The organism is Methylotenera mobilis JLW8 (assembly GCF_000023705.1).
Classification (GTDB): Bacteria; Pseudomonadota; Gammaproteobacteria; order Burkholderiales; family Methylophilaceae; genus Methylotenera; species Methylotenera mobilis.
This window is the reverse complement of sequence record NC_012968.1, coordinates 2,213,702-2,240,278: the sequence shown is the minus strand read 5'-3', so window position 1 is coordinate 2,240,278 and position 26,577 is coordinate 2,213,702. Positions and strand designations below refer to the sequence as shown.

Genomic DNA, 26,577 nt, shown 5'->3' with positions numbered 1-26,577 from the left:
GCAAGTGGGCTTCCCTTAATTTTATGGAGCTCGCTATGCCGACAACCTTAATCAAGTCCCGCCTCAAAGCTTTCAACCTTCAACAAGGTCGCTGTATCTATTGTGAATTACCGATGTGGTCAGATGATCCTGAATCGTTTGCGAAGAAATACAAAATTACTACCAAGCAAGCTAAACCGTTCCAGTGTACAGCAGAACATTTGGAGGCCAAGCAGGATGGTGGCAAAGATCATGAAAGTAATATTGTTGCAGCTTGTCATTACTGTAATCAGAAACGTCACCAATGTAAGTCACCAAAAGACCCTGTCTCCTACAAACATTACGTTACCAACAGGCTTGAGAAAGGGAAGTGGAATCTATGCATGATGTATAGACACTCGAAGCGCTCCAGAAAGATTGCTATTAGCCAGAGTGTTTTGACGTCAACTGGTATGCACCCCTTTACTTCAACACCAGATCGGGTTCGGTTCGGATGAAGCTAGTCGTAACAGATTGATTTTAATGATTTTTACGTCACAACAAACTGTGTATTTGTACAAAAAGGTTCGGCATAGGTTCAGTTTGTCGGGCGCATCAAAACCTAGCCAAAAAAACTACTTAAAATTCTGCAGCTTTCTGCGTTGTTAGAGAGTGCTAACTTGTACTCATAATCCGTTGGTGCTGTGTTCGACTCACAGGGGGGCCACCAAATAAGACGACTTAGAGAGAACTCTCTAGGTCGTTTTTGTTTTGTGGCTATTTGTATGAGCTGCTTTATCCTTAGGGGATTTTTATGGTGTTATTTAAATTTATCCTAAAAAAATGGCAAATACAGGTCCTCATTTTTAGCGTCACTAATTACTGCAAAAACAATAGCGAACTCATCCTGCGAAGGTTTTGTATCAATTTGGAGTAGTTCAGTAATGGGTGGTTTAATCGCCACTGGTTTTGAGCGTAGCATGTTAGCTTAACTAGAACTCTCTTGCTGAATACTAGTCTTAGCTAATAGGAGATAGCTTGAGGTAAGTGATTGAAATTGGTCGATAGCTACCTAAATGCTCCTGACCGCAATACTGACTGTAGCTAGCGATAACGAACGATAAATCTTTCAATGTGCTTACTGATAGCAGATGAGGAGAGGTTTATCATGAACGCGATGAAAATTAACAAGGTATTTGTCGGCGAGGCCTTGTATGGTGAAGGCAATGAGGTTGCCCATGTCGACTTAATTATCGGTCCACGCGGTAGCCCAGCTGAAACAGCGTTTTGTAATACACTTACTAATCAAAAACGTGGTGTGAATGGTTTATTGGCAGTGCTTGCGCCTAATATGATGGCAAAACCAGCCACCGTGATGTTTAATAAAGTGGATATCAAAAATGCTAAACAAGCCGTGCAGATGTTCGGACCAGCCCAGTGTGGTGTGGCACAGGCAGTGGCGGATAGTGTGAAAGAGGGCTTGATTCCTATTGGCGAAGCCAACGACTTGTTCATCTGTGTTGGTGTTTTTATTCATTGGGATGCTGCAGACGACACCAAAATCCAAGACTGGAATTACGAGGCAACTAAACTCGCATTGCAACGTGCAATTAACGAGTTGCCTTTGCCTGAGGACGTAGTGTTGCAAGAAGGCACACTACACCATCCATTAGCAGCACATGATTATCAAAAAACTGCTTTTGATCTCAGACGTAGAGCCTGAGTTGATGGTTGATTTTGCGTGAGTTGTTTTTTTGCGTCGCAGGTGAGTTTCTCACTTGCGCTGGGGTGGTAGGTCGCTGCTTTGCATGTTGCGGACAGTGATTGGAGTGATTTGCCAGGTGCGGTATCATGCGTCATGATACTCGCCGGTTCTGGCTACTGAGAGGTAGCTATTTTTTTGTAAATAAAATCTATGACTAATGACTCAACACATTTAGATACTAAGTTATGCTCTCGTTGTGTTCATTACTTTATTACATATCAGCCAAATTTTCCTTACGGGTGTAAAGCCTTAAATTTTAAAAGTAGGCGCTTGCCATGCAGCGAGGTGTATGAGGCGTCTGGTAAAAATTGCCTGATGTTTGCGAAAAAGCCTACTCCACAGTAATGTTCTATTGGCCAATAATATTAAGAATATATGATAAGACCCCAAATCCTTGATGTAACAAAACATGGTGATACCTTAAATGAGCGTTTGAGCCATTTGCATGAGCGCATGCTTGAGTCCGTGCCTGTGGTGGATCGTATTGGATGTGCGATTTATGATGCAAAAGAAGATACGCTAAAAACTTTTGTGAATAGCACTAGGCAGGGCATGCCGATTTCAGGCTATGAAATTAAGCTTGGCGATAGTGTGTCTTTATCGGAGATTGCGTCAAGTGGTAGCCCTCGTGTGATTGACTCTATTCAGGAGTCAATTCAGCCAAGTAATCAGCACTCTGCGTGGCTGCTAGAACAAGGCTACCAATCGTCGTATACGATTCCAATGTATGACCAAGGAGTGTTATTAGGTTTCTTGTTCTTTGATTCGATAGTGCAGGCTGCGTTTACTCCCCAGACCCAGCGGGATTTATTGTTGTTTTCCAGCTTAATTAATATGACGTTATCGTCCGAGATGGCAGCATTACGAACAGTGATTGCTTCTGTGGAAATGGCGAAAGAACTGACGAACCTTAGGGATTTTGAAACCGGTGCGCACATAGAAAGAATGGCGCGTTACTCTAGGGTGATTGCCAAAGGCGTGGCTCATAAGCGCGGGTTGGGTGATGAGTTTGTGGAGCATGTGTATTTATTCGCCCCACTACATGATATAGGCAAGATTGGCATTCCGGACAAAATACTTCTAAAAGAAGGCAGATTGGACCCTGATGAAAAAATCATCATGCAAACGCATGTTGATAAGGGGATTGAGATTATCGAAAAAATTTTAGGGGATTTTAATTTAGAGCAGCTGGCCGAATCTAAAGTGATGCGTAATATTGTGGCGTTTCATCATGAGTTGATGGATGGGTCAGGATATCCTAACGGAATTAAAGGCGATGCCATTCCAATCGAGGGGCGTATTGTTACGACAGCCGATGTGTTAGATGCGCTGGTGAGCACTAGACCATATAAGCTAGGTTGGTCATTAGACGCTGCATTTGCTGAGTTAAAGCACATGGTAGAAATGGGTAAATTGGATGCAAATTGTGTTGATGTAGTGTTAGAGCAACACGCGGAAATACAGGCGATTGTTAATAAATATCAGGATATACATAATTAAAAGAGAGTTGGATTAAGGTTTATTCGTTTGTGCATGTGTATTTATCCCGTCTCCCCCATTCAATTCGTTTGGTAGAAAGGTGGTGTTATACATGCTTTAGGGTGGTTGCAAAACTGGGTTGCCGCGAGGATACTTGTTGCAAAGGCCTTGAGCGATAAATAGGTTAGCTTTGCCTTAATCTTGATTAGTTAGCGGGATATGATGAACGCTAAGTTAGATGACATTAAACCAATTTCGACCATAGCTATCCTGATGGCTTTAGTGGTCTGGGTGTCGCTTTGCTTAGTGGCTCTGTGGGCTGTGGTTAATCTCAATCTGCGCGATGCTGAAAAAAGCTTCACCGAGCATGGTGAGGACTACGTTGATAAGCTCAACAGAAGTATGGTGAGTAGCGAAACCGTTCTTAAGGGGTTTTCTGCCCTGTTTGCAGCCATTGGTAATACTAATCCTGAAAAAGTATCGGTGTATGTGAGAAGTGTAATTGGTACTAATGATCAAATTTTTGCATTAGAAATCATACAAAAAGTAGCGAAAAAACAACTCCAAGATTTTATTGTTAGTAGGCGACTCAGTGGTACGCCTGACTTTATGCTTAAAGCATTTTCTTTTGGTGGGCACAGAGGGTGGGAACATCCTCAAGATAAGCCATTCTATTATCCTGTCATTTATATGGAGTCACTGTCATCTAGCTCAAATGAAATTATTGGCTTGGATGTGTCTAGTGTCCCTTTTCTTGAAAGTGCAGTCACACAGGCAATTACACTGCAGCGCCCAGTCGCGAGTCATCCATTCAGATTGATACAGGGTAATCTTGCTTATGTGGTTTTTTGCCCGATAAGGTCAGAAGAAAACATGATCGTTGATATGATTGTCGATGCAGATAAGCTGCAAAGACCGGGCGAAAATCTGATGAGAGACGGTTTTAGTGCGACGGTTTATCATAAAGACTTTAATGCGCAAGATCCCAAAGGTCAGCTATTTTCTGTTGCTGGGCGTGCACGCAGCGCAATTGAAGTGGCGATATTCCCGATTTTTAAACATCAGAAATCATTAGCTAGCATGGGTGAGCCATTTTTAATTGTAATGACTAGGCAAGCCGGCTGGAATGACTTGAGCTTTGGCTTAATAGGGCTAATGGCTGTATTGTCATTAGCCTCTTCGGCAATTCTGTATCGGTATCTACGCTCTATTCAGCGTGGTCGACTTAAACATATTAGTCACCAAAATATGCTGTGGAAACTTGCCAATCAGGATGGGTTGACAGGAATCCCTAACCGGATACTGATGTTGGATAGGCTAGAACAAGCTATGGCTGTGAGTGAGCGAAGCGGCCAATATGGTGCGGTTATTTTTCTGGATATTGATAACTTTAAAGGGTTGAATGACACCAAAGGACACGATGCCGGAGATTTGTTGTTAATTGAGGTGGCAAAAAGGATTAAGAGTTGCGTACGGGATGTGGATACGGCCGCTCGTTTAGGTGGGGATGAGTTCGTCGTGATATTAAGCGAGTTAGGGGTTAATCCTGCCGAGGCGAGCGCTGCGACGATGCAGGTCGCAGATAAGATTCGCGCCGCAGTGGAGCAGCCTTATAAGCTGCAGCTCTTTGATTACCAAGTGACGGTCAGTATGGGTATCACCTTGTTCAAAGGCAATGAAAAAACCATCAATCAGCTGCTAAAGTCGGCAGATACCGCCATGTACCAGCAAAAGGCAACGCACCATTAATTGCACTGGCATATACGCAGACCTTGCTGAGAGATTTTAAAAGTACGGTGTTGGTCAGATGAATACGAGCAGTTCGGTGAGAGTCTGGCTTATTCATATAAGACTTATGTAGCGTCTGATTCAGACTAACTCTGCAAGTGAGTGCAAGCTTCTTCCAACTGATTTCGCGCGTGCGGCCAGTAGAAGAAGGGTTGTTAATTATCAAAAAATCAATAGTTAGACCGTCTAAAAATATCACCTTGTGGTTTTAAGTCAAAGGCAATGCAAATCCGCTCTTCATTGGAGTTAAATGGAATGGTGCGGTGAAATAGTGAAGATGGGAACAGTACGATATCGCCGACATTAGGCGATGCTACCCCCACCGGAAAGTCGTCATGCTTTTGTGGGTAGTTGTCACCATGCAGCCCATACTCGAAGCAACCCTCTAACGGGTCTTTTCTATCTTTAGGCAATACTAGGTACACCGCGCCGCTAATCCAGCCAACTTCATGGATGTGACGGTCTACATAACCCGCACGGCGCAAGCGCACATACCATGAACTGGTAAACTCCAGTTCATCCGGGAAGGATTTAATCAGCTCACAGTCGGCGCCAGCGAATCGGTTCTTATAGTTAATGAACTCTTGTTTAACTAACTCTCCTAGCTTCCTAAATGACGCCTCTGGGCGCTTAAATAAGTTGCCGGCAGATTGTTTGCCGTTGATGATCATGCCCTGCGCGCGCACTTCAATCGCCGTGTTGTCGATGTCACTCAGTAAATCTTTAAGAAATTGGCTGTTCGGCTCGGCAAGCTCTGTAATGCTGTTTTGGTAAACAAAATCAAAGCCGTTTTTACAAAAATTGTAGTTGTCCTCTACCCCAAAGTTGCGGGCGTAATGTGAGGATAAGGTGGCGAGAAATGGCGCGTCATGTTTTTTGTGCGTGCGTACAATTTCATCCAGCTTGGTTTTAAATTCATCAAAATGCTCAGCCTTGTAGGTGCAATACAAGGCGCGCTCTTGCCAATCATCTAGGCGTGAGCGCTCAAAGTAAGCAACTGCCTCATCGTGGCGATTGGCTAGATACAAAAACTCACCCATATTGTAATTGGCGCCAGCGTGTTCAGGGTTGAGCTGAAGGGTATCCAAATAGCTTTTTACCGCATCTTCCATATTGCCTTGATCACGCAAGCATTCACCTAGGTAATTATGGGCATCGGCATAATTAGGAAACATCCGAATCGCATGCTTAAAATGCTGAATGGCGTCATCCAGTTTGCCTTGATCACGTAACGCGGTGCCCATGTTGAAATGGCCGCGCGCATCTTCATTAATATTCAGTGCGGTCTGGTAGTTCTGAATCGCATCTTCTAATAACCCTTGTTTTTGCAAGAGTGCGCCTAAGTTGCCATAGGCTTCAAAGAAGTTAGGCTGCAGTGCAATCGCCTGCTGATAATGCTGGCTAGCCGTTTGTATCTCGCCGGTATTGGCGAGGGCTATGCCTAAATTGAAATGCAGGTCTGGCGTATTGGGCTGGATAGATAGCGCTTTTTTATAGCTCTCAATTGCCGCTTGCGGCTTAGATAAACTATCTTGAGCGATGCCTAAAATCTGGTACAGGATAAATGTATGAGGGTAGCGTTTCACCAGCTTGTTTGCAGCCTGTTCAGCCTCGGCCATTTTGCCTGAGTTGAATAAATGCAGAACTGGCTGCATTTCTGCCTGACTGGGTTGAGGGGTGAAAGGTGCTTGCTTTGCCATCATTTGTCCTAATCTGTATCAAATTCTGTATTGCGTTCAGATTGCTTTGTTTATTATTCGTCCTGTTGCTGTAGGCGCATTGCTAATCTGCGTAAAAATTTCATGGCGACTCTAGGCTCGTCCAGCAGTAATGTTTCAATATTATCTGTGCTCATTGTAATGATTTCTACCTGGCTTGAGGCTGCTTTTGCTTCGGCAACGGTCGGCGTGTTGGATAGCATTGCGATTTCACCAAAATACTCACCGGCATGCACAGTGCGTAATACTTTGCCGTATTTAATAATATGCACCACGCCCGAAACTAGGTAATAGAGGCGATCGGTGGCTTCGCCATGCTGAAAGATGGTCTCACTTTGCGCATATACCTTGCCATAGCGCTGCATCAGCTTCGTTACATAGTGCGATTGTGTGGTGATGTGATGCTCTAATGGTTCGTCAAACAGCCCTTTTAGCAGCAAAACATCTTTTTTTCTTAAAGTAGCTATCAGCTCCGTACCGAGTAAAAACACAGCAAAGTTCACATACAGCCAAGTAATGGAGATGAACAGGTTTTTCATGCTGCCAAAAATCGAACTATATGATTCGTTCATTGATAGAAATAAGGTAAAGGCTGGGCGCATGAGCAGCCAGAGTATGGCCGTGAATAAGGCGCCGATGAAGATGTGCTTAATATATAAACGCGCAGGAAAGAACACAAAGTAAAAGGCGCTGATGAGTAGTGTGGTTAAGCCTAAGGAAGTTAACGTCGTGAACACTTCGTTGTGTATGAAATGGTTGCTGGCACCTACGAAGATAATCACCTTCTCCAGCATCAGGCCGGCAAAAGTAAATAAAAAGAAGAGCAGTAACATGCCGATAATGGCAAAAATATCTTTGATCTTTCTCTTAACAAACGAAGGTGCCTCCACCAAGCTCGCTATGCTGTAGAAAGCGGCGCGCATTGCGCTAGCCAGTGGGGTCACGGTCCAAAGTAGTATAAATAGGCCGAGTGCGCCCCATGCCACTTGGTGTTTGGCCGTACTGTAAACCTCGGTCATGATGGCGTTGCTGAATTGCGGAACTAAATTGCTGGTAATAATCGCCAGTTTAACTATGGCGTAGTCAGAGCTGAAAATAAGCTGGCTCAATAGAAAGAACATGAGAAGCACTAAAGGAATCAATGCAAACATCGCATAAAAAGATAAAGATGCCGATAACCCCAATGCATTGTGCCGCTGAAACGCCTTAAACATCTCGTGAAACACAAATAGCGGTGTGTTATAGCGCTGGTTAGCGTAAACCTCACCAGGCATATTAATCGCTTTACGTAAGTTGTCGCGTATCGCTAAATTTGGTTTTGGGCTGAAAGTGATTTTCTTCATGCTGTGTTGAGCCAAATCCTGATGGATCGGCATGACGCTTAATTTTCCATATGCAGGCACTACGGTACAGTAAGCTTGGCGTACCGATATTTAAGAAAGTATAAGCCAAATATCCAGTAAGAATCTTAGCACTACTTTCTTATATGATTGACTGATTAATCTAAATTTTTAAATTTCTCAGTCGCGGCGATTAAGGCTGAAGTGGTGCCAGCCTCCATAGCCGAATGCCCGGCATCATCCACAAAGTGCAACTCCGCGTGCGGCATTGCGCGTTTTAGTTCCCATGCGGTAATCGGTGGGCACACCATGTCGTAGCGCCCTTGCACGATAATGGTCGGCACTTGTGCTAGTTTTTCTGTTACCTCTGCCAGTAGGTCGCGTTGGCCAAGAAAACATTGCTGCTGTATATAGTGTATTTGCACCCTGGCGCGAGCCAATTCTACCGGGCCGTCTACCTCTTGCTCGCTGGCTGGCCTTGGTAACAAAGTCATGATGCTGCTCTCAAACTGGTTCCATTGAATGGCCGCTGGAATGCTAACGGCATTATCGTCCGAGAAAATAAGCTTTTGGTAAGCATTGATGGGGCTGGCTTTTGCCTCCGCTGGTAAGTAATCACATAACACTTCCCATGGCTCAGGGTAAAAAGCCTTCACATCGTTTAAAAACCAATCTAACTCGCTGCTACGGCTTAAAAAGATGCCACGTAGAATCAGGCCGGTGACATGTTGTGTGTGTGCCAGGGCATAAGCAATGCCTAGTGTGCTGCCCCATGAGCCGCCAAATACCAGCCACCTGTCAATGCCAAGATGGGTGCGAATTAGGTCGATGTCATGCACTAAATCATCAATGGTGTTGTTTCTGGTTTCACCTAAAGGTTTGCTGCGCCCACAGCCACGTTGGTCCAGCAAGATGATGCGGTAATGTTCAGGGTCAAAAAAACGTCGCTGTGCCGGATTGCAGCCACTACCAGGGCCGCCATGTAAAAACACCACGGGGGTGCCTTCCGGATTGCCGCAAACCTCATAATAGATCTCATGCAAATCATCCACTTTAATCATACATTCTTTAAATGTATCAAGCTCTGGATACAACTTGTAAATATTGGTCTGCATGCGAGGTAATTCTCTTTCTATTTGATTTTAAATGATTTTTTATTGCTCAATCGTGCACGGGTTTACTGTTGTTACGTGCGCGAAACAGGTAATTTTTAACATGTTAAGTTAATTGTAAATAAATTGTAAACAATGTATTGCAATTCATGATTCACTGGTTTATAGTTCTGTTCAAGCACATTAAGTGTGCTACAAATAGATTCATAAAGGCTAGTAAAAATTTTGAGGAACATCAAAAATTTATTAGTTTAGTTATGAATCTATTTATTTAAACCTTAGTAGTTTAACTTTGGAGATTAATATGCAAATCAACAAAATCAAGTTAGCACTTGGCTTGGTAGCAGGTATGGCGATGCCTTTGATCGCATCAGCAGCTGCTGATCAAGAAGCGGCAATGAAAGACGCGAACAACTGGGCTCACCCACGTGGTCAGCACAACAACAACGGCTACAGCGCTTTGTCACAAGTGAACAAAGGCAACGTTAAAAATCTTAAAGCAGCTTGGACATTCGCTACTGGTGTAAACCGTGGTCACGAAGGTTCACCAATCGTTGTTGGTAACATGATGTATGTACATACAGCATTCCCAAACAACGTATACGCATTAGACCTAGACAACAATCAAAAAATCGTTTGGTCATACTTCCCTAAACAAGATCCATCAGTACAAGCTGTATTGTGCTGTGACAACGTTTCACGTGGTCTTGGCTTCGGCGACGGTAAAATCTACCTACAACAAAACGATGGCAACTTAGTAGCTTTAGACGCTAAAACTGGTGCTAAAGTATGGTCAACATTGATCAACGATCCAAAAGTTGGCGCTACTAACACTAACGCTCCACACGTAATCAAAGACAAAGTATTGACAGGTTGTTCAGGTGCTGAGTTCGGCGTACGTTGCTTTATCGCAGCATACAACGCTAAAGACGGTTCTTTAGCATGGAAAGCATACTCAACAGGTCCTGACTCTGAAGTGTTGATCGGTGCAGACTTCAACAAAGAAACTCCTGAATACAGTGCATTGTCAGTTTACCAAGACGTAAACGGCGGCAACAAAGAAGGCGGTTCTTTCAAAAAATTACCTAACGACCAAATCAAATTTGGCGAAAAAGATCTAGGTACACGTACATGGTTGAAACCACAAGCAGTTAAAGATGGTTGGCAACATGGTGGTGGCTCTGTATGGGGCTGGTGGCCATATGATGCACGTACAAACTTAGTTTACTACGGTACAGGTAACCCTTCTGTTTGGAACCCAGACGTACGTCCAGGCGACAACAAATGGTCTATGACTGTATTCGCACGTGACTTAGACACTGGCGTTGCAAAATGGGGTATGCAAATGACTCCACATGACGAGTGGGACTACGACGGTATCAACGAAGTAATCTTGTTCGACAAAGGTGGCAAAACATACGCTTGGCACCATGACCGTAACGGCTTCGCTTACACATGGAATGCACACAACGGTAAATTACAAGCTGCTCAAAAAGTTCACCCATTCGTAAACTGGGCAACTGATGTTGACATGAAAACTGGTGTACCAAACAAATTGGCATCAGCTTCTACTCACCAAGACTACAACGCTAAAGGCGTATGTCCAGCTGCATTGGGTACTAAAGACCAACAACCAGCTGCATACTCACCAAAAACTGGCTTAGTATATTCTCCATTGAACCACGTATGTATGACATACGAGCCAGTTGAGTCTAAATACGTTGCTGGTCAACCATGGGTTGGTGCAACATTAACAATGTTCCCAGGTCCAGACGGTGTGATGGGTGGCTTCGGTGCTTATGACCCAATGACCAACAAAAAAGTATGGTACAACAAAGAGAAATTCTCAGCTTGGGGTGGTGCTTTAACTACTGCAACTGACCTAGTGTTCTACGGTACTTTAGATCGTTGGTTCAAAGCTGTTGATGCTAAATCAGGTAAAGAACTTTGGAAATTCCAAGTTGGTTCTGGCGTGATTGGTAACGCATTCACATACGGTAACAAAGGTAAACAATACGTTGGCGTGCTATCAGGTATCGGTGGCTGGGCTGGTGTTGCGATGAACCTTGGTATGACTACTCCAACAGACGCTTTAGGTGCTGCTGGTGGTTATGCTGAACTAGTTAAATACAACGCTGCTCCTGGCGGCGGTGCATTGAACGTATTCAGCCTATAATTGATTGTTGAAAAACAAGAAAATTATTAGCTAATATCGTAAGCTAGTATCAAAAGTTGTAACTAAAACACCCCGATTCGTCGGGGTGTTTTTTATTGGGCGCTTGTTGCGTGTAGCCCAATTGCTAAATCTAGATAAGGTAAGTTTACAGCGATAAATGCTTAGTGAATTGATGTTGAAAAATAGCCAATATTTAAGCCAGATTCATGAAAATCTGCTGTTTCATACATAGGCTATCCTGTATAGTCGTATGTCGGTTTTGAAGGTTTGAATAGGTAGAACTTTTGATTAAGTAACTACTCTATTACTTAGCGCGGTGAAGTAAGAGCCGCATTTTTATGATAAGGAATAAAAATGTTTAAAAGAATGCAATTGCTTGGTCTTTTTATGGGTTTTCTTGCAATAGGCAGTGTGCAAGCTGAGGATGTTTACTCTTCAGGCAGGGCTGGTGAAGTGCAGCGTGTGGATGATGGTACAGAGTTTAGAGTCTGTGCAGACCAAGATAACTTACCCTATTCAAATAAGAATCTAGAAGGGTTTGAAAATAAAATTGCTGAAGTATTAGCGAACGATTTGAACAAGAAACTAGCGTTTACGTTTTGGTACGACCGCATGGGTTTCATTAGAAATACGTTGAGTGCGAAAAAATGTGATGTGATTATGGGTACTACCTCAGATTACGATGCATTAAGAACATCAAAACCTTATTACCGTGCAGGTCATGTATTCGTGTATAAAAAAAGCAGCGGTATGAAAATTACCGGCTGGGATAGTCCAGATCTTAAAAAAGCAACCATTGGTATCGTAGGCCAAAGCCCTGCAACCATTGCGTTAAATGATTACGGCCTAATGCCTAATGCTAGACCATATCGCATGCAGCGCGACCTTAACTTACCACCAAGTTATTTAATTGATGACTTGCTTGCTGGCGATATTGATGTCGCCATTATGTGGGGTCCAATCGGTGGATATTTCGCTAAACAATCAAAAGAGCCGTTAGAAGTTGTGATGGTACCTGATTATGAGATGGTGAATGCTAAAGGTAAAACTAACTGGAATATTTCAGTTGGTGTGCGTAAAGCTGATAAAGAGCGTATGGCGATGATCGATGCCGCATTGGAAAGAAACAAAGATAAAATTAACAAAATTTTAGATGATTATGGTATTCCGCATATGCCTGTTGTTGAAGGCGATAGCATCATGAAAGTTTATCGTAAAGGAAAAGAAGTTAATAAAGAAACTCGCGGTGACGCAATCCCAAAAACAGAGTAAAATGTGCGCTTATTTTGCGTTGTTCAGTCAACCGATATATAAATACCTACGTTGAATGACTATACGTTGAAGAGTGCGCTTAGCATGATTAGGACGTAACTCATTTTATGTGAATTAAAATTAGGAGATAACATGTTAGGCAATAAAACTTTAGCGTCAACATTATTAGTTTCTATGTTGGCATTAACAGGTTTGGTATCTGTAAATGTGCAAGCAGCAGATATCAACCTAGTAGCAACGCAAGATGGCTCACCTTTAAATATTAAGAAAGAGTTATTCGATACACCAGCTGCAAAAGAGTTCTTAGCAACTGGTAAAAACCCATACATCGGTAATGAAGATGCAATTAAAGCAGGTAAGAAAAAATTCAACCTGTACTCATGTAACGCTTGTCATGGTGGTCACGGTGAAGGCGCTATTGCTCCAGGTTTAACTGGTGCTATCATGAAATATGCTAAAAATCTTACAAACAAAGGTATGTTTGAAACGATTTGGCATGGTACTAATGGTGGTATGGGTGCTAAAGGTTTAGGTTTGATGGTGCCGGAAGATCCAACTGAAGGTTTGAAACCTGATGATTTGTTGAAAGTAATTGCTTGGATTCGTAGCAACAGCAAAATTACAGGCAACGAATAATTAATTGCTTTATGTTGTAGAAAAACGGTCGCCATTGCGACCGTTTTTTATTACGACTAAATGCGTTATTATTAAACTTTTCATAATTAATCGAGTGAATGATGAATAAACATTTATTTTTAGTAGCGCTCATTTCAATGCTGGCTGCATGTGGTCAAGGTTCTGGCTCTAAAAGTGCAGATGGCAGTGCTTCTGCAGGTTCAGATGTAAAGATGATTGATTTGGTAACAACTCAAGATGGTTCGGCGCTAAAAATTGACGCTAAGCTATTTGATACACCGGCTGCAAAAGAGTTTATTGCAACAGGTAAAAACCCGTATATTGGTGTTGAGGCTGAAATTCAAGCAGGTAAAAAGAAGTTTAACTTATATTCATGCGTAGCCTGTCATGGCGGCCGTGCTGAAGGTGCTGTGGGCCCAAGCCTGCAGGGACCTAACTTCAAATATGCAAAAAATGCGACCAACAAAGGTATGTTTGAAACCATCTGGCATGGTACTAATGGCGGGATGGGCGCAAAAGGTTTTGGCTTAATGCAAGCTGATCCACCTGATGGTTTAAAACCAGATGAAGTATTAAAAGTTATTGCATGGATTCGTAGCAATTCAGCAATCACTGGAAACGAGTAAGTGATTTAAAAATAGAAAACGCTTACTGATGCTCAGTAAGCGTTTTTTTATTTTCAGAATTTAATAATAGTGTGTGCAGGGAGTGCAAAATGGGTAAAGCGGAAGCAGAGCAACTGCATCAAATCGTCATTGTAGGTGGTGGGGCTGGTGGTTTAGAGTTGGCCACTAAACTAGGTGATAGTTTGGGGCGTAAAGGTAAGGCAGAGATTACTTTGATTGATAAATCAAAGACACATGTCTGGAAACCGCTGCTACATGAAATTGCTGCAGGTAGTATGAACCCAGAAAAACATGAGCTGGTGTATTTGGCGCAAGCCCATTGGCATCACTTTAAGTTCCGTCTTGGCAGTATGGATAGTCTGGATAGAGCTAAAAAAGAAATCTCAATTGCACCGAACTATGATGAAGACGGTGTTGAGGTTATCCCTCGCCGCACCATTAAATACGATACTTTAGTGATTGCCGTCGGAAGTACCACCAACGATTTTGGCGTTAAGGGTGCGCGTGAGCATTCTATCGCTCTAGATACGCAGGATCAGGCAGAAAAATTCCACCGCCGCTTGCACAATGCCTTGCTGCGAGCACAAACACAGGCTGATCCGGTGCAGGCGGGGCAGCTGGAAGTGGTTATCGTGGGTGCCGGTGCTACCGGCGTGGAGCTCTCTGCTGAGCTGCATAACACGACGCGTGAGTTGGCAGCTTACGGACTGGACAAGATTGACCCTGACCGTGATGTACATATTTCACTTATAGAGGCGAGTGAACGCGTACTGCCTGCGCTCCCAAGCAAGCTATCTAACTCTGTGGATCTTGAGCTGAGAAAGCTGCGCGTGCACTTATACATGGGTGAGCGTGTGACAGAGGTGACAAGCAAGGGGGTGCAAACCCATAGCGGTCGCTTTATTCCATCTGCACTCGTGGTTTGGGCGGCTGGCATTAAAGCACCTGATTTTCTACGCGAGATTAATGGCTTGGAAACCAACCGTATTAATCAGCTGCTGGTTAAACCTACGCTACAAACAACATTAGACGACAATGTCTTTGCATTCGGAGATTGTGCAGCATGTCCATGGGTTGGACATGGTGAGAACATTACAGTGCCGCCACGTGCGCAGTCTGCACATCAGCAGGCGAGCATGTTGGTAAAATCATTAAAACAGCGCGTTGCTGGTAAGACAGACCTACCTGAGTTTAAGTACAGAGATTATGGCTCATTAGTTAACCTAGGCAGCTATACCACCGTAGGTAATTTGATGGGGGCGTTGTCAGGTAGTAGTTTATTCATTGAGGGCTTAATCGCACGCACCATGTACCAATCACTGTACAAGTTACATTTGATGGCGTTACATGGTTTTTGGAGCATGGCGCTACAAACCTTGGCCAGAATGATTGCAAAACGTACTGAGTCACATGTGAAGCTGCATTAATCAATACTGAGCCTGATACAAAGGGCGCATCAATAAACCACTATATGGTTTGTTGATGCGCCCTTTGTTGTTTGTAGTGTATTGCTTCTGGATTGATTGCAGGTGAGGGAACCTGACCTGCGTGTAGCAGGCAGTAGCGGATACGAATGCAGGGAGAGCTGCTAAGTACAACTGCTAAGTACAACTGCTAAGTACAACTGCATAGCACCTCGTGTTTGCCTGCATTACAAGACGCTACATGTACGTGCTGAGCAAAGCTAGTTGAGGTATCTGTAGCGCCTGTGTATAAACGTCATGCATAGGCTTACAAATACGCCAAATACAATCACGATGGTATTGATAGGTAGCTCAGCTTTTACCATGAGTAAGTAGGCGCCCAACATCAACAGAATGCCGATATGCTCGTTGAAATTCTGTACGGCAATAGAGTGTCCTGCACCGATTAACTCATGCCCACGGTGCTGTAATAGTGCATTTAATGGCACGACAAAGAAGCCCGCAAGTGCGCCGATAATAAATAGCAAGACAACTGCGAGCTGCCAATGTTGTACAAATGCCATGATAATCACCAGAACGCCCATCACTATACCTGCTGGTAAGACCTTGGTGGACTCTTCTAGCTTGATATAACTAGCAGCAACAACAGAGCCTGCCGCAATGCCTACCGCCAGGATTGCCATTAGTTGCGTTGCTTGTTCTAGGCCAAAATGCAGCGTGCTTGCTGCCCAAGCAATCACAACTAGACGCAGTGTGGCGCCTGCACCCCAGAATAACGTGGTGACGGCCAATGACACTTGCCCGCGGGTGTCTGTCCATAACGCTTTAAATGACTGCCAGAAATCGTAAAGCATAAACGCTGGGTTCTTTTTCGGCAGTTTGTGATCAATCGGTAGTTTAGGGATGTAAATGTTGAATATCGCAGCCACCAAGTACAGCAAGGTGATGAAAATCATCGCGAAGTAAGGGTCATGGCTGGCAAGGCTGCCGCCCAGCAATGCACCTAGAATAATGGCAATTACGGTAGAGCCTTCCATCCAGCCGTTGGCGCCGACCAATTTTTCGGGAGGCAGTAACTCGGTCAGAATGCCGTATTTTGCAGGTGAGTAGGCTGCCGCACCGATGCCTACAATGCCGTAAGCGTAGAGTGGCGGCATGCCCAGCAGCATGGCGAGGCTACCGATGAATTTAATGGCATTGGCAAGAAACATAACACGCCCCTTGGGTAAGGCGTCAGCAAATGATCCTACAAACGGGGCTAGTACGATGTAGGAAATCACGAAGAACTGCTGTAATAGGGGCGTGTGCCAATCTGGTGAGTGGATTTTAGCAAGCAGTGCAATCGCCGCAAAAAGCAGAGCATTGTCGGCAAGGGCAGATAAAAACTGCGCTGTGAGTAAGGTATAAAAGCCTTTACACATCCGCATTAGAAGTCACCCATGATAAAACAGCACTGCTTGTTGAGCTTATTACACATAATTGAACCTATAAAATTTCCGCTGCAAAGTCGGCCAGACGCGAGCGCTCACCACGCTGTAGTGTGATGTGCCCGTTATGGTTCCAGCCTTTAAAGCGGTCTACCACATAAGTAAGCCCGGAGCTGCCTTCTGTTAAGTAAGGGGTATCGATTTGTGCGATATTACCCAAACAAACGACTTTTGTGCCAGGCCCCGCACGGGTGATTAGAGTTTTCATTTGTTTAGGCGTGAGGTTTTGCGCTTCATCAATAATTAAAAACTTATTTAAGAAAGTGCGGCCACGCATAAAGTTTAATGATTTAATTTTAATGCGCGTACGAATCAAATCTTGGGTTGCAGCACGACCCCAATCTCCGGCTTCCTCATCGCTTTTATTCAGTACATCTAAGTTATCTTCTAGCGCACCCATCCATGGCGTCATTTTCTCTTCTTCCGTGCCAGGTAAAAAGCCGATGTCTTCACCGACTGGTACCGTTACGCGCGTCATGATGATTTCTGAATAAATTTTCTTATCCAGCACCTGAGTCAGCGCGGCTGCTAATGTTAACAGTGTTTTGCCCGTGCCGGCTTGCCCCAGTAAAGAAACAAAGTCTATTTCCGGATCCATCAGTAGGTTTAAGGCGAAGTTCTGCTCACGGTTACGTGCCGTGATACCCCATACATTATGTTTGGGGATTAAATGGTCTTTGACCACTTCGAGTACTGCCGTGTCCTTCTCTAGGCTGCGCACAATAGCATGGAATGGCTTCTCAAACTCGTAATAAACAAACTCGTTGACTAAAAAAGTTTTGCATAGCGGGCCAGTGAGTCGGTAAAACATGCGGCCAGACTCTTGCCAGGACTCCATCGCCTTGCTGTGATTGTCCCAGAAATCAGCAGGCAGCTCCTTCATGCCGCTATAGAGTACGTCGGTATCTTCTAATACTTTGTCGTTAAAGTAATCTTCGGCCAGCACGCCCATAGCGCGCGCTTTAATACGGATGTTAATGTCTTTGCTGACGAGGATGACTTGACGGTTGACGTGTTGTTTTTGCAGACACAGCACCACACTGATGATTTGATTGTCAGCTTTGCTGCCGGCTAGCCCAGGTAAATCTAGGTGTAGTTGTGTTGTTTGTAAGAATAAACGGCCGGTAGCTTGTTTGTTACCGTTACGAGATAGCGCACAGCCTAGTTCCAGGTTGGTTAGATCTGAACTGACGATGTCTTCTAGGTTACGGCTAACTTGGCGTGCGTTGCGGGCAACTTCAGTAAGACCCTTTTTGTTATTGTCTAACTCTTCTAGCGTGACCATCGGTAGGTAGATGTCGTGCTCTTCAAATCTGAATAGTGAAGAGGGGTCATGCATGAGTACATTCGTATCAAGAACAAATAGTTTGGATATACCAGTATCTTTTTTAGACATAAAAGACTTTCTAATAAGTGATGAATGTAATGGAGTTAAATTAAAAAATTACTGACTGCATACTACGTTGAGTTACTGCTATTCCCTGTAATGATTCTATTAATACAAATTTCTAACCCTAGTTTTGTTCATCTCTCGTATTGCCCATTCTTCAGTTTTACCCCCTAGTTTTTCCAATCCCGATTGGGTGATCACTAACAACTATAATGAGTTGATAAAGCTTAGCACCTCTGCGGCATGACCATCTACCTTTACGCCGCGCCACTCTTTAATTAAAGTGCCATTAGCGTCAATAATAAAGGTGCTACGTTCAATCCCCCTTACCTGTTTGCCGTACATGTTCTTCATTTTGATAACATTAAACAGCGTACAGGCAGCCTCTTCAGTATCGGCTAACAGTTCGAAAGGGAAGCTGAATTTGGCTTTAAAATTCTCGTGCGATTTCAAGCTGTCGCGTGAAATGCCGAAAATCTCTGTATTTTTAGCCTGAAACTCTGCATAAGCATCTCTGAACTGCATGCCCTGAGTGGTACATCCTGGCGTAGAGTCTTTGGGATAAAAGTAAAGCACGAGGTATTTACCCGAATAGTATGAGCGCTGGAATGTTTTTCCGCTGGTTGCAGGTAGTTGGAAATCAGGTACGGTTTGATTAAGCATAAGAAAATTGATCGCTGATATAGTACTTAGCTCCATTGTTGATAAAAAGCCTCATTAAGGCAAGTCTATACAGCAAGTAAATGCTAATAATTTTGAAAAATATTGATTCTGGCTCACTGCTGCTAATCAGAGTTAGTGTTGACTGAGTATTATGCTGAACTAAATTTGCACGGCGTTAGTTAGCTAATCGCGTGATGAGTGCTGAGCACTCTAGGCAGGGTAATGGTAATCATGGTGCCGCCGCCTAGCCTTGAGGCAAATTGTAGGCTACCCCCTAATGCATCGCATACCTTGAATGCAAATGGAATGCCGATGCCGGTGCCAAAGCGTTTGGTGGTTGGCGCGCTCATGGCGCTGGGGTCTGGTGTAAACGGCATGCCGCTACCGCGATCCATCAAACGTAAATCAAACGCATCTTGTGTGATTCTGCACACGATTTCTACAGGGGAGTTTTTGGCTGAGGCGTCAATTGCATTTAGCAGCAGATTGTAGATGACTTGTTCTAACAAGTGGTGATCGGTAAATATTTGATCGTTACGCACAGCGCTAGCTTTAGGCCAGTCGGGCAGTTTTAGCTGGATGGATTTTTCCGAAATTTTTTGTTGTAACGGGCTGAGGGCGCCATTCACAATTTCGCGCATATTGGTGTAAGTGGGCTGAGGTTGCAGTGGATGTAAATAAGCCAGCAGTGCCCCAGTCCAGCGCTCTAGCCTATCCACGGTGTTGATAATGCCGTCAATCGACTCTTGCGTCTCTGCATTGTTGTTAGGGTCGTCCATCACTTGCGCCGTGGCGCGTATGCTGGCTAGCGGGTTACGAATGTTATGGGCCAGCATCGGTACCAGCAAGCCTTGCGCGGCTTGTTTTTCGGTACGAATCAGGTTTTCCTGGCTATTTAATAATTTATCCGCCATTTCGTTCACGGCTTTGGAGAGCGAGGCTAGCTCTTCAATGTTTTCATCGGGGGCTTTGTGTGTCAGGTTGCCAGCACTGATTTCAGTGGTGGCATGTAATACGCCTTCAATTGGCCGCACGATGGAGCGCTTGAGAAACACGCGTGAGAACACTAAAAGCAGAATGGCGAGTGCGAGAGGGGTAAATAGCAAGTAATTGGATTTATGTTTGCTGTTTTTAAGCTGATTGTCTAATTCAGTTTGCTTCTGGTTCAGCAACTGTTCTGTGCTTGCCAGTAACGATTCGTAGCGGTTAAAGATGCCAGCTTCCAAGTCTGTATTCAGTATTTTTTTAAGGTCGGCGCGGTTCAGGTGCGAATCTTGATCAAAGAGTGTTGATGTCTCCGCCACAAACGCGCGATAGCCAGCATGCAGGTCATGAATGGCAGCTTTTTCTGCCTCGCCTACTGCTAGGCGCTGCAATTGTTGGAAATGATTTTCTACTGAAAGGGTAAATTGGTTGTATTCAGTCCGCGCTTCTGGGTCGTCTAGAAAGTAAGCATCAAACAGCTCTTTGAGCTGGCGGTATAAGTCACCGCGTGTTTGCTGTACTTCCTGTACCAGTGAGTTGATGCGGTTGGATTCTTGGCTGGACTGGTCTTGGAGCTGGATCCCAATCGCGCCAATCGATGCGACTAAAAAAATGAGCAGGATAAACGCTAGCTCGTGAATGAGCAAAAGGTCTTTAAGGGAGGTCTTTTTTTTAGCCACAGCAATAATTTTGGTGATTATTCGAGCTTGAACGGGACCGGAATCACAATGGTGAAATTACTGTTGCGCAGTGCCTCTGGAGGTGTCGGGAATGGTACGGCTTTTTCTACCATTTCCAGTGCCTGTTTATCCAACACCTCATAGCCGCTAGATTGTGTGATTTTCTTTGACTTCAGCTTGCCGCTGCCATCCAGCTCTAGTTCTACGATGGCTTCGCCCTGCCAGCCACGCATTTGTGCAATTTTGGGGTACTTCTTATGTTTGCTGATAGCGTTCCACAGTGAGTTGCCGTAGCGCCCAGTGGCATTGTCAATGTCAGCCTGACTCGGCATTGGTGGCGCTTCTTTGACAGGTTCGGCGACCGGCGGAGTGTGGGTTGGCGCTGTGCGCTCAGGTGCAGGCTTCACTGCAATCACCTCTGGTGCTGCCGTGATGATAGGGGTTTCAGGGATAGGTCTGGTTTCTTGAACGATAGGGCTAGGTGTTTGCTTAACAACCGGTTTAGGCAATGGCTTGGGGATGGCTTTGGTTTGTGGTTCGACCACTTCAGCAGGTGGCTGTACTGGTTGTGGTGGCGGTGCAGGTGGCGCAGCTTGTTTCACCAGTTGGATTTCCAGCACTTCAGGCATTTTTACCGCATCAAAATGAATGTTGGGGATAATCAGCACGAGCAAACCATGCAGCAGTATGGAGCAAACAATCGCCCATACGATGGTGTTATCCCACTGTGAGGAGGGGTGTGTTGCCGCGGAGTTCAAAGAAAATAGACCTGATTGAGAGACGGTTATTTAAAAATGACGCGAAATTATACAACAAGCAGTTCTGATTGCTAGGTTGTCGGTTTGGCGGATTACGCTGCGCTGGTTGCTCATCTCATGCATGATTATTTAACACTCACTAAACTCAATTAAGTATGACGTTATAAATATGAAGCTAGATAATACCATCTAGCACCTGAACTTGAACTGTTGCACCAGCCTCCAGATTGCCAACGGTGTCATCTAACACAATAAAGCAGTTGGCTAGCGACATGGAGCTTAATAGCGCCGAGCCTTGTGCACCGGTCGGTTTTACGCGCCATACGCCGTCAGCGTCGGTGAATAATAGTCCGCGCTGGAACTCGGTGCGTCCTGTCAGCTTTTTAATTGCTTGTGTGCACTGTACTTGAAACATGGGCAATGGTACAGGGGTGGATTGCCCCATTAGCCTTAACAAGGCATCGCGTACAAATTGGTAAAACGTTACCATCACCGCCACTGGGTTGCCAGGTAGGCCGAAATAGTGAGCATTGCCAACCTTGCCATAAGCGAGTGGCCTGCCCGGCTTCATGGATACTTTCCAGAACATGACCTGGCCATGTTTGGTGAGTAGTTGTTTCATATAGTCAGCTTCGCCCACAGAAACACCACCGCTGGTGATCACTACATCAGCCTGTTGCGCTGCGTTAAGCAGTGTGGCTTCCAGTAGTATCGGGTCATCTGCAATTGCGCCCATGTCGATGATCTCTACGCCTAACCTAGTGAGCATGCCAAATAGCGTATAACGGTTGCTGTCGTAAACCTGTCCGATGCTAAGGGGTTGTCCTATGCTGACCAACTCATCTCCGGTAGAGAAGAAGGCTACTTTTAATTTGCGGTAAGCTTGTACCTCTGCAATGCCTAATGATGCGATTAAGCCTAAATCGGCGGGGCGCATCAGGTGACCTTGGGCCAGCACGGTTTGCCCCAGTTTTAGATCTTCGCCAGCGTAGCGTACATTTGCCTGTGGCTTGGGCGCTTCGCTGATATTGATAAACTCGCCATCAGCAACGGTTCTCTCTTGCACTACCACGGTATCGGTGCCGGCTGGCATGGCAGCGCCGGTCATGATTCTGACGCATTCACCATCATGCACCGTGCCATCAAATGCTCTTCCGGCAAAGGCGGTGCCTATCACCTTGAGGCGCGATGTTGCAATGTCGCTGCCTTTCAAGGCGTAACCATCCATGGCTGAATTGTCGTAGTTGGGTACGTTAGCCGGTGAGGTGATGTCTGTTGCTAGTACACGGCCAAGGCTGTCACGCAACGCCAGTGTTTCCACTGTGGAAACTGGGTTTAGAAATTGCCAAATAAACTCACGGGCTTTCGCTACGTGCATGGCATTAGGGTCATAATCATCCATGCAGCTAGGGTTGTTGGCTAAGTTCTGGAGAGAGGTGTCGCTGGTCATTTGTTTGTGGACTTGAGTTAAGTGTTGAGCGTTAATGGTGTAGTTTACTATGTTAAAAGCGGTTGTTTTAGCCTTGCGCGCAAATTACAGTGTGGTCTAAAGCGTGTCTGTGCTTTCGTTGCCGCGTTGTGCTAATTTTGACTCCAGTTTCGTAATATCATCCGGGCTGTTTAAGTTTTCAAAAGCGTCATTGTCGACACCAAAGTCTACTTCTATGTAGTGCTGATTTTTTTGCCATGCCTGCACTTTTTTGTGGCCTAGTGCTAAATAGCTATCAAGGCTAGGGAGTAATGTTTTTTTGCATAGGCAAAATACAGGGTGTTTGTTGGTGCCGCAGGTGGCCACGGCAATATCCGCATTAGCCTGCAGTAAGCCCGCTTGAAGCTTTTGTACCAAATCAGCCGGTAGTAATGGCGAGTCGCATGGTGCAAATAGTACTAAATCATGCGTGGCATGCTTAAGCCCAAGCTGCATACCGGCCAGTGGGCCTGCAAAATCTGTGATTTCATCTTGTAATACGCGGTAGCCTAGGCTGTTGTAATACGCCAGCTCGCGGTTGGCATTGATGATGATTTCATCGACCTGTGGTCTTAGTCTGGCAATTACATGTTGAATCATTGGCTTGGATTGGAATGGAACTAAGCCTTTATCGACACCGCCCATGCGAGTGGCTAGGCCGCCTGCCAGTATAAGTGCTGAAACTGGCACTTAGCCGCCGGTGTGTGACATGAATCTAACCACCGCAGGCTTAGCGCGCCGTAAATCGAAATCATGACCTTTCGGTTTAATCGACATACTGTTCAAGATGGCCTGAATCAATGGCTGATCATCATTAGGATGGTTGCGCAACAGTGGCATCAGATCCACTTTATCTTCTTGCCCTAAGCATAGGTATAACTCGCCTTTGCAGGTGATGCGCACGCGATTGCATGCTTCACAGAAGTTATGTGAATGCGGTGAAATAAAACCGATTTTAGTGTTGCTGTCGGCAACGCGCCAGTAGCGCGCAGGACCGCCCGTGTTGGTTGTGCTGGCAGTCAGTGCGTATTGGTTTTGCAGGGTTTTAAGGATTTCTGCATTGCTGACAAAGGTAGATTCCCGCGTATGGTCGACTTCGCCTAAGGGCATTTCTTCAATAAAGGAAATATCAATGGCTTGCTGAATGGCAAAGTCCACGAGCGCTTGTACTTCGTCATCATTGGTGCCGCGCATCAGCACCGTGTTCAGCTTAATATTGTCAAAGCCAGCTTGTTTTGCCGCTTGTATGCCGTGCAGCACTTTATCTAGTTCGCCAGTGCGGGTGATTTTTTTAAAGCGCTCGCTATTTAGGCTATCTAGACTGATGTTAATGCGCTTAACGCCAGCTTGCTTTAAGCTAGCAGCTTGTTTCTCTAATTGACTGCCGTTGGTAGTGAGCACTAGCTCTTTTAGCCTCTCAAGCTTGCCAACTTCTTCAAATAGCCATAGTGCATTTTTACGCACCAACGGTTCGCCACCGGTGATACGTACTTTGGTCACGCCTAGCTGTACGAACGCTTTTACCAAGCGCAGGCACTCTTCCAGGCTGAGTACTTCATCGCGCGGCAAAAACGTCATCTCTTCCGCCATACAGTAGGTGCATCTAAAATCGCAGCGGTCAGTGATAGACAGCCGAATATAGTCAACCTGACGGCCAAACTGGTCGATCAGCTTATCAGGGTAATTGGATGTTGGAGTAGGCACTTTTTCAGTCACGAGTTGTCATACCTGATGAGATTTTACATTTCATTAACAATTTACATCTATATTATAGTAGGATTGTGTATCGTCATTATAGTTGCTTTGGAGATATTAGCTTGCTTGATTCAAACACACCACTAGAAGATACGGATGCGGTAATTAGTCGCTTAATTGCCGAGCATCAACACCGCCCGGGCGCATTGATGCCTTTGCTGCATGCGATTCAAGATAATATCGGTTATGTGCCTGAGGCTGCCTACCCGCAGATATCTAAAGCACTGGCTTTGTCGGTCGCGGAAGTGCATGGCGTAGTTACATTTTACCACCACTTTAGAACTCACAAGCCCGGCCGTAATGTGATGCAGATTTGCCGTGCGGAGTCATGCCAGGCTATGGGCAGTGAGGCATTGGAAGCGCATGCAAAAAAATGCCTGAACATTGATTACCATCAAACCACTGCAGATGACGCTGTTACGCTTGAGGCTGTGTATTGCCTAGGTAACTGTGCATTATCACCTTCTGTGATGATGAACGATGAAATTTATGGCCGAGTGTCTCCATCCGATTTGGATGCATTGATTGCGGAGGCAAGAGCATGACCACCAAAATATATATTCCACGTGACTCAAGTGCTTTAGCTGTAGGTGCAGAGAAAGTGGCGGTTGCGATTGCCGCAGAAGCAAAAAGTCGTGGTTTGGATGTAGAGATTATCCGCAATGGTTCTCGTGGCCTGTACTGGCTGGAAACCTTGGTGGAAGTGTCGACTGCCAATGGGCGCGTAGCTTACGGCCCGGTGAAAGTTAATGATGTTCCATCCCTGTTTGATGCTGATTTTATCAATGCAAAACCACATACGCTGTGTTTGGGTTTAACCGAAGAAATTGATTGGCTCAAAAAGCAGCAGCGTTTAACGTTTGCGCGTGTAGGTGTGATTAACCCTGTATCGCTGGATGATTACATCGCGCACGATGGCTATCAAGGCCTGAAAAATGCACTCAAATTGAGTGGCGCTGACATTGTTAAAGCTGTCACTGACTCAGGCTTACGTGGTCGCGGCGGCGCAGCTTTTCCTACCGGTATCAAATGGAACACTGTGCTGGGCTGTGAATCAGAGCAGAAATACGTAGTATGTAATGCAGATGAGGGCGACTCAGGTACCTACTCAGATCGCATGATTATGGAAGGTGATCCATTCGTACTAATTGAGGGTATGACCATCGCCGGCGTGGCGGTAGGTGCTACACAAGGTTATATCTACTTACGCTCAGAGTATCCACACGCATTAGTAACTTTGAATCAGGCGATTGAGGTGGCGAACAAGGCTGGTTATTTGGGCGATAATCTTTTAGGTAGCGGTAAGGCTTTTCATCTGGAAGTGCGCCGCGCTGCGGGTGCCTATGTCTGTGGTGAAGAAACTTCGTTGCTGGAAAGCCTAGAAGGTAAACGCGGTCTAGTGCGTTTTAAACCGCCACTGCCAGCGATTGAAGGTCTATTCGGTAAACCAACCGTTGTAAACAATGTAATTTCACTAGCTTCCGTGCCGATTATTTTAGATAAAGGTGCGCAATATTATGCTGATTACGGCATGGGGCGTTCACGTGGCACCTTGCCTATTCAGCTTGCTGGTAACCTTAAGCATAACGGTTTAGTCGAGTTGGCGTTTGGTGCTACTTTGCGCGAGTTGTTATATGACTTTGGGGGGGGGGCTGCGAGCGGTAAGCCTATTCGTGCCGTGCAGGTCGGTGGGCCTTTAGGCGCATACCTGCCAGAGAGTCAGTTTGACACGCCTTTAGACTATGAAGCGTTTGCTAAGATATGGGCAGTGCTCGGTCACGGCGGTATTGTCGCCTTTGATGATACGGTAGATATGTCAAAAATGGCGCGTTATGCATTTGAGTTCTGTGCTGTGGAATCTTGTGGCAAATGTACGCCTTGCCGCATAGGCTCAACGCGTGGCGTTGAGGTCATTGATAAAATCAGATCAGGTAAAGATCATGCCAAGAATATCCAACTGGTGCGTGATTTAAGTGACACCATGCTAAACGGCTCATTATGCGCGTTAGGCGGCATGACCCCTTACCCTGTGCTGAGCGCACTGAATCATTTCCCGCAAGACTTTGGACTACCTGCCGAAACGCAGGCAGTTTAGGAG

The 26,577-nt window shown here is 45.2% G+C and carries 22 protein-coding genes; 11 read left to right on the top strand and 11 right to left on the bottom strand.

Annotated features, from left to right (window positions below; all coding sequences use genetic code 11):
- Nucleotides 1–35 precede the first annotated feature (35 nt).
- From MMOL_RS10415 to MMOL_RS10400, 4 genes are all read left to right on the top strand, one after another.
- Nucleotides 36–476, top strand: coding sequence for an HNH endonuclease (locus MMOL_RS10415; protein WP_015832995.1), 441 nt, complete (start codon nt 36–38; stop codon nt 474–476).
- Between the two features lie 650 nt (nt 477–1,126).
- Nucleotides 1,127–1,681, top strand: a complete 555-nt coding sequence (gene fae, locus MMOL_RS10410) for a formaldehyde-activating enzyme (protein ID WP_015832993.1) — start codon at nt 1,127–1,129, stop codon at nt 1,679–1,681.
- Between the two features lie 417 nt (nt 1,682–2,098).
- Complete coding sequence (locus MMOL_RS10405) at nt 2,099–3,223, top strand: HD domain-containing phosphohydrolase (protein ID WP_015832991.1); 1,125 nt, start codon at nt 2,099–2,101, stop codon at nt 3,221–3,223.
- A 198-nt stretch (nt 3,224–3,421) separates the two neighbouring features.
- Complete coding sequence (locus MMOL_RS10400; protein WP_015832990.1) at nt 3,422–4,951, top strand: sensor domain-containing diguanylate cyclase; 1,530 nt, start codon at nt 3,422–3,424, stop codon at nt 4,949–4,951.
- A 209-nt stretch (nt 4,952–5,160) separates the two neighbouring features.
- On the opposite strand, the gene MMOL_RS10395 is transcribed toward MMOL_RS10400, so the two are convergent.
- The 3 genes from MMOL_RS10395 to pip form a co-directional block, all read right to left on the bottom strand.
- Nucleotides 5,161–6,690, bottom strand: a complete 1,530-nt coding sequence (locus MMOL_RS10395; protein WP_015832989.1) for a 2OG-Fe(II) oxygenase family protein — start codon at nt 6,688–6,690, stop codon at nt 5,161–5,163.
- 53 nt (nt 6,691–6,743) lie between these two features.
- Nucleotides 6,744–8,051 carry a YhjD/YihY/BrkB family envelope integrity protein gene (locus MMOL_RS10390; RefSeq protein WP_041928587.1) on the bottom strand — a complete coding sequence of 436 codons (1,308 nt, stop codon included), beginning with the start codon at nt 8,049–8,051 and terminating at the stop codon, nt 6,744–6,746.
- Nucleotides 8,052–8,206: 155 nt separating this feature from the next.
- Nucleotides 8,207–9,163 (bottom strand): prolyl aminopeptidase, encoded by a 957-nt coding sequence (gene pip, locus MMOL_RS10385; RefSeq protein ID WP_015832987.1) that lies wholly within the window; start codon nt 9,161–9,163, stop codon nt 8,207–8,209.
- Nucleotides 9,164–9,464: 301 nt separating this feature from the next.
- Here pip and MMOL_RS10380 point away from each other — a divergent pair, with 301 nt between their 5' ends.
- From MMOL_RS10380 to MMOL_RS10360, 5 genes are all read left to right on the top strand, one after another.
- Nucleotides 9,465–11,336, top strand: a complete 1,872-nt coding sequence (locus MMOL_RS10380) for an outer membrane protein assembly factor BamB family protein (RefSeq protein WP_015832985.1) — start codon at nt 9,465–9,467, stop codon at nt 11,334–11,336.
- Nucleotides 11,337–11,690: 354 nt separating this feature from the next.
- Nucleotides 11,691–12,608 carry a quinoprotein dehydrogenase-associated putative ABC transporter substrate-binding protein gene (locus tag MMOL_RS10375; RefSeq protein ID WP_015832984.1) on the top strand — a complete coding sequence of 306 codons (918 nt, stop codon included), beginning with the start codon at nt 11,691–11,693 and terminating at the stop codon, nt 12,606–12,608.
- A 132-nt stretch (nt 12,609–12,740) separates the two neighbouring features.
- Nucleotides 12,741–13,244: a c-type cytochrome gene (locus MMOL_RS10370; protein WP_015832983.1), complete on the top strand. Its 504-nt coding sequence runs from the start codon at nt 12,741–12,743 to the stop codon at nt 13,242–13,244.
- 101 nt (nt 13,245–13,345) lie between these two features.
- Nucleotides 13,346–13,870: a c-type cytochrome gene (locus MMOL_RS10365; protein WP_015832982.1), complete on the top strand. Its 525-nt coding sequence runs from the start codon at nt 13,346–13,348 to the stop codon at nt 13,868–13,870.
- Between the two features lie 89 nt (nt 13,871–13,959).
- Nucleotides 13,960–15,297 (top strand): NAD(P)/FAD-dependent oxidoreductase, encoded by a 1,338-nt coding sequence (locus MMOL_RS10360; protein WP_015832981.1) that lies wholly within the window; start codon nt 13,960–13,962, stop codon nt 15,295–15,297.
- Between the two features lie 257 nt (nt 15,298–15,554).
- Here the strand turns inward: MMOL_RS10360 and lplT are convergent, their stop codons facing one another.
- From lplT to moaA, 8 genes are all read right to left on the bottom strand, one after another.
- A complete protein-coding gene (gene lplT, locus MMOL_RS10355) occupies nt 15,555–16,715 on the bottom strand; it encodes a lysophospholipid transporter LplT (RefSeq protein ID WP_015832980.1) in 1,161 nt (386 codons plus the stop codon).
- Between the two features lie 64 nt (nt 16,716–16,779).
- Nucleotides 16,780–18,177 carry a PhoH family protein gene (locus MMOL_RS10350; protein WP_015832979.1) on the bottom strand — a complete coding sequence of 466 codons (1,398 nt, stop codon included), beginning with the start codon at nt 18,175–18,177 and terminating at the stop codon, nt 16,780–16,782.
- A gap of 201 nt (nt 18,178–18,378) precedes the next feature.
- Nucleotides 18,379–18,834, bottom strand: coding sequence for a peroxiredoxin (locus MMOL_RS10345; RefSeq protein WP_041928862.1), 456 nt, complete (start codon nt 18,832–18,834; stop codon nt 18,379–18,381).
- Nucleotides 18,835–19,013: 179 nt separating this feature from the next.
- Nucleotides 19,014–20,498 (bottom strand): sensor histidine kinase, encoded by a 1,485-nt coding sequence (locus MMOL_RS10340; RefSeq protein WP_015832977.1) that lies wholly within the window; start codon nt 20,496–20,498, stop codon nt 19,014–19,016.
- 17 nt (nt 20,499–20,515) lie between these two features.
- On the bottom strand, nt 20,516–21,256 hold the full coding sequence (locus MMOL_RS10335) for an energy transducer TonB family protein (RefSeq protein ID WP_015832976.1): 741 nt from the start codon (nt 21,254–21,256) through the stop codon (nt 20,516–20,518).
- A gap of 175 nt (nt 21,257–21,431) precedes the next feature.
- The gene (gene moeA / locus MMOL_RS10330) at nt 21,432–22,706 is read right to left on the bottom strand and encodes a molybdopterin molybdotransferase MoeA (protein WP_015832975.1); all 1,275 of its coding nucleotides are present in this window, start codon (nt 22,704–22,706) and stop codon (nt 21,432–21,434) included.
- Nucleotides 22,707–22,802: 96 nt separating this feature from the next.
- Entirely contained in the window at nt 22,803–23,414 is a 612-nt protein-coding gene (mobA, locus tag MMOL_RS10325; RefSeq protein ID WP_015832974.1) for a molybdenum cofactor guanylyltransferase MobA, read from the bottom strand.
- Nucleotides 23,415–24,440, bottom strand: coding sequence for a GTP 3',8-cyclase MoaA (gene moaA, locus MMOL_RS10320; protein ID WP_015832973.1), 1,026 nt, complete (start codon nt 24,438–24,440; stop codon nt 23,415–23,417).
- A gap of 101 nt (nt 24,441–24,541) precedes the next feature.
- On the opposite strand from moaA, the gene MMOL_RS10315 reads away from it, so the two are divergent.
- Both MMOL_RS10315 and MMOL_RS10310 read left to right on the top strand, forming a co-directional pair.
- Nucleotides 24,542–25,024, top strand: a complete 483-nt coding sequence (locus MMOL_RS10315) for a formate dehydrogenase subunit gamma (RefSeq protein WP_015832972.1) — start codon at nt 24,542–24,544, stop codon at nt 25,022–25,024.
- Nucleotides 25,021–26,574, top strand: a complete 1,554-nt coding sequence (locus MMOL_RS10310) for a formate dehydrogenase beta subunit (RefSeq protein WP_015832971.1) — start codon at nt 25,021–25,023, stop codon at nt 26,572–26,574. Before MMOL_RS10315 ends, MMOL_RS10310 begins: the two co-directional genes overlap by 4 nt.
- Nucleotides 26,575–26,577: the final 3 nt, after the last annotated feature.

Excerpts from the sequence above, each read along its gene's own strand:
- MMOL_RS10415 (WP_015832995.1), top strand. The coding sequence starts at position 36 with ATGCCGACAACCTTAATCAAGTCCCGCCTCAAAGCTTTCAACCTTCAA.
- fae (WP_015832993.1), top strand. The coding sequence starts at position 1,127 with ATGAACGCGATGAAAATTAACAAGGTATTTGTCGGCGAGGCCTTGTAT.
- MMOL_RS10405 (WP_015832991.1), top strand. The coding sequence starts at position 2,099 with ATGATAAGACCCCAAATCCTTGATGTAACAAAACATGGTGATACCTTA.
- MMOL_RS10400 (WP_015832990.1), top strand. The coding sequence starts at position 3,422 with ATGATGAACGCTAAGTTAGATGACATTAAACCAATTTCGACCATAGCT.
- MMOL_RS10395 (WP_015832989.1), bottom strand. The coding sequence starts at position 6,690 with ATGGCAAAGCAAGCACCTTTCACCCCTCAACCCAGTCAGGCAGAAATG.
- MMOL_RS10390 (WP_041928587.1), bottom strand. The coding sequence starts at position 8,051 with ATGAAGAAAATCACTTTCAGCCCAAAACCAAATTTAGCGATACGCGAC.
- pip (WP_015832987.1), bottom strand. The coding sequence starts at position 9,163 with ATGCAGACCAATATTTACAAGTTGTATCCAGAGCTTGATACATTTAAA.
- MMOL_RS10380 (WP_015832985.1), top strand. The coding sequence starts at position 9,465 with ATGCAAATCAACAAAATCAAGTTAGCACTTGGCTTGGTAGCAGGTATG.
- MMOL_RS10375 (WP_015832984.1), top strand. The coding sequence starts at position 11,691 with ATGTTTAAAAGAATGCAATTGCTTGGTCTTTTTATGGGTTTTCTTGCA.
- MMOL_RS10370 (WP_015832983.1), top strand. The coding sequence starts at position 12,741 with ATGTTAGGCAATAAAACTTTAGCGTCAACATTATTAGTTTCTATGTTG.
- MMOL_RS10365 (WP_015832982.1), top strand. The coding sequence starts at position 13,346 with ATGAATAAACATTTATTTTTAGTAGCGCTCATTTCAATGCTGGCTGCA.
- MMOL_RS10360 (WP_015832981.1), top strand. The coding sequence starts at position 13,960 with ATGGGTAAAGCGGAAGCAGAGCAACTGCATCAAATCGTCATTGTAGGT.
- lplT (WP_015832980.1), bottom strand. The coding sequence starts at position 16,715 with ATGTGTAAAGGCTTTTATACCTTACTCACAGCGCAGTTTTTATCTGCC.
- MMOL_RS10350 (WP_015832979.1), bottom strand. The coding sequence starts at position 18,177 with ATGTCTAAAAAAGATACTGGTATATCCAAACTATTTGTTCTTGATACG.
- MMOL_RS10345 (WP_041928862.1), bottom strand. The coding sequence starts at position 18,834 with ATGCTTAATCAAACCGTACCTGATTTCCAACTACCTGCAACCAGCGGA.
- moeA (WP_015832975.1), bottom strand. The coding sequence starts at position 22,706 with ATGACCAGCGACACCTCTCTCCAGAACTTAGCCAACAACCCTAGCTGC.
- MMOL_RS10310 (WP_015832971.1), top strand. The coding sequence starts at position 25,021 with ATGACCACCAAAATATATATTCCACGTGACTCAAGTGCTTTAGCTGTA.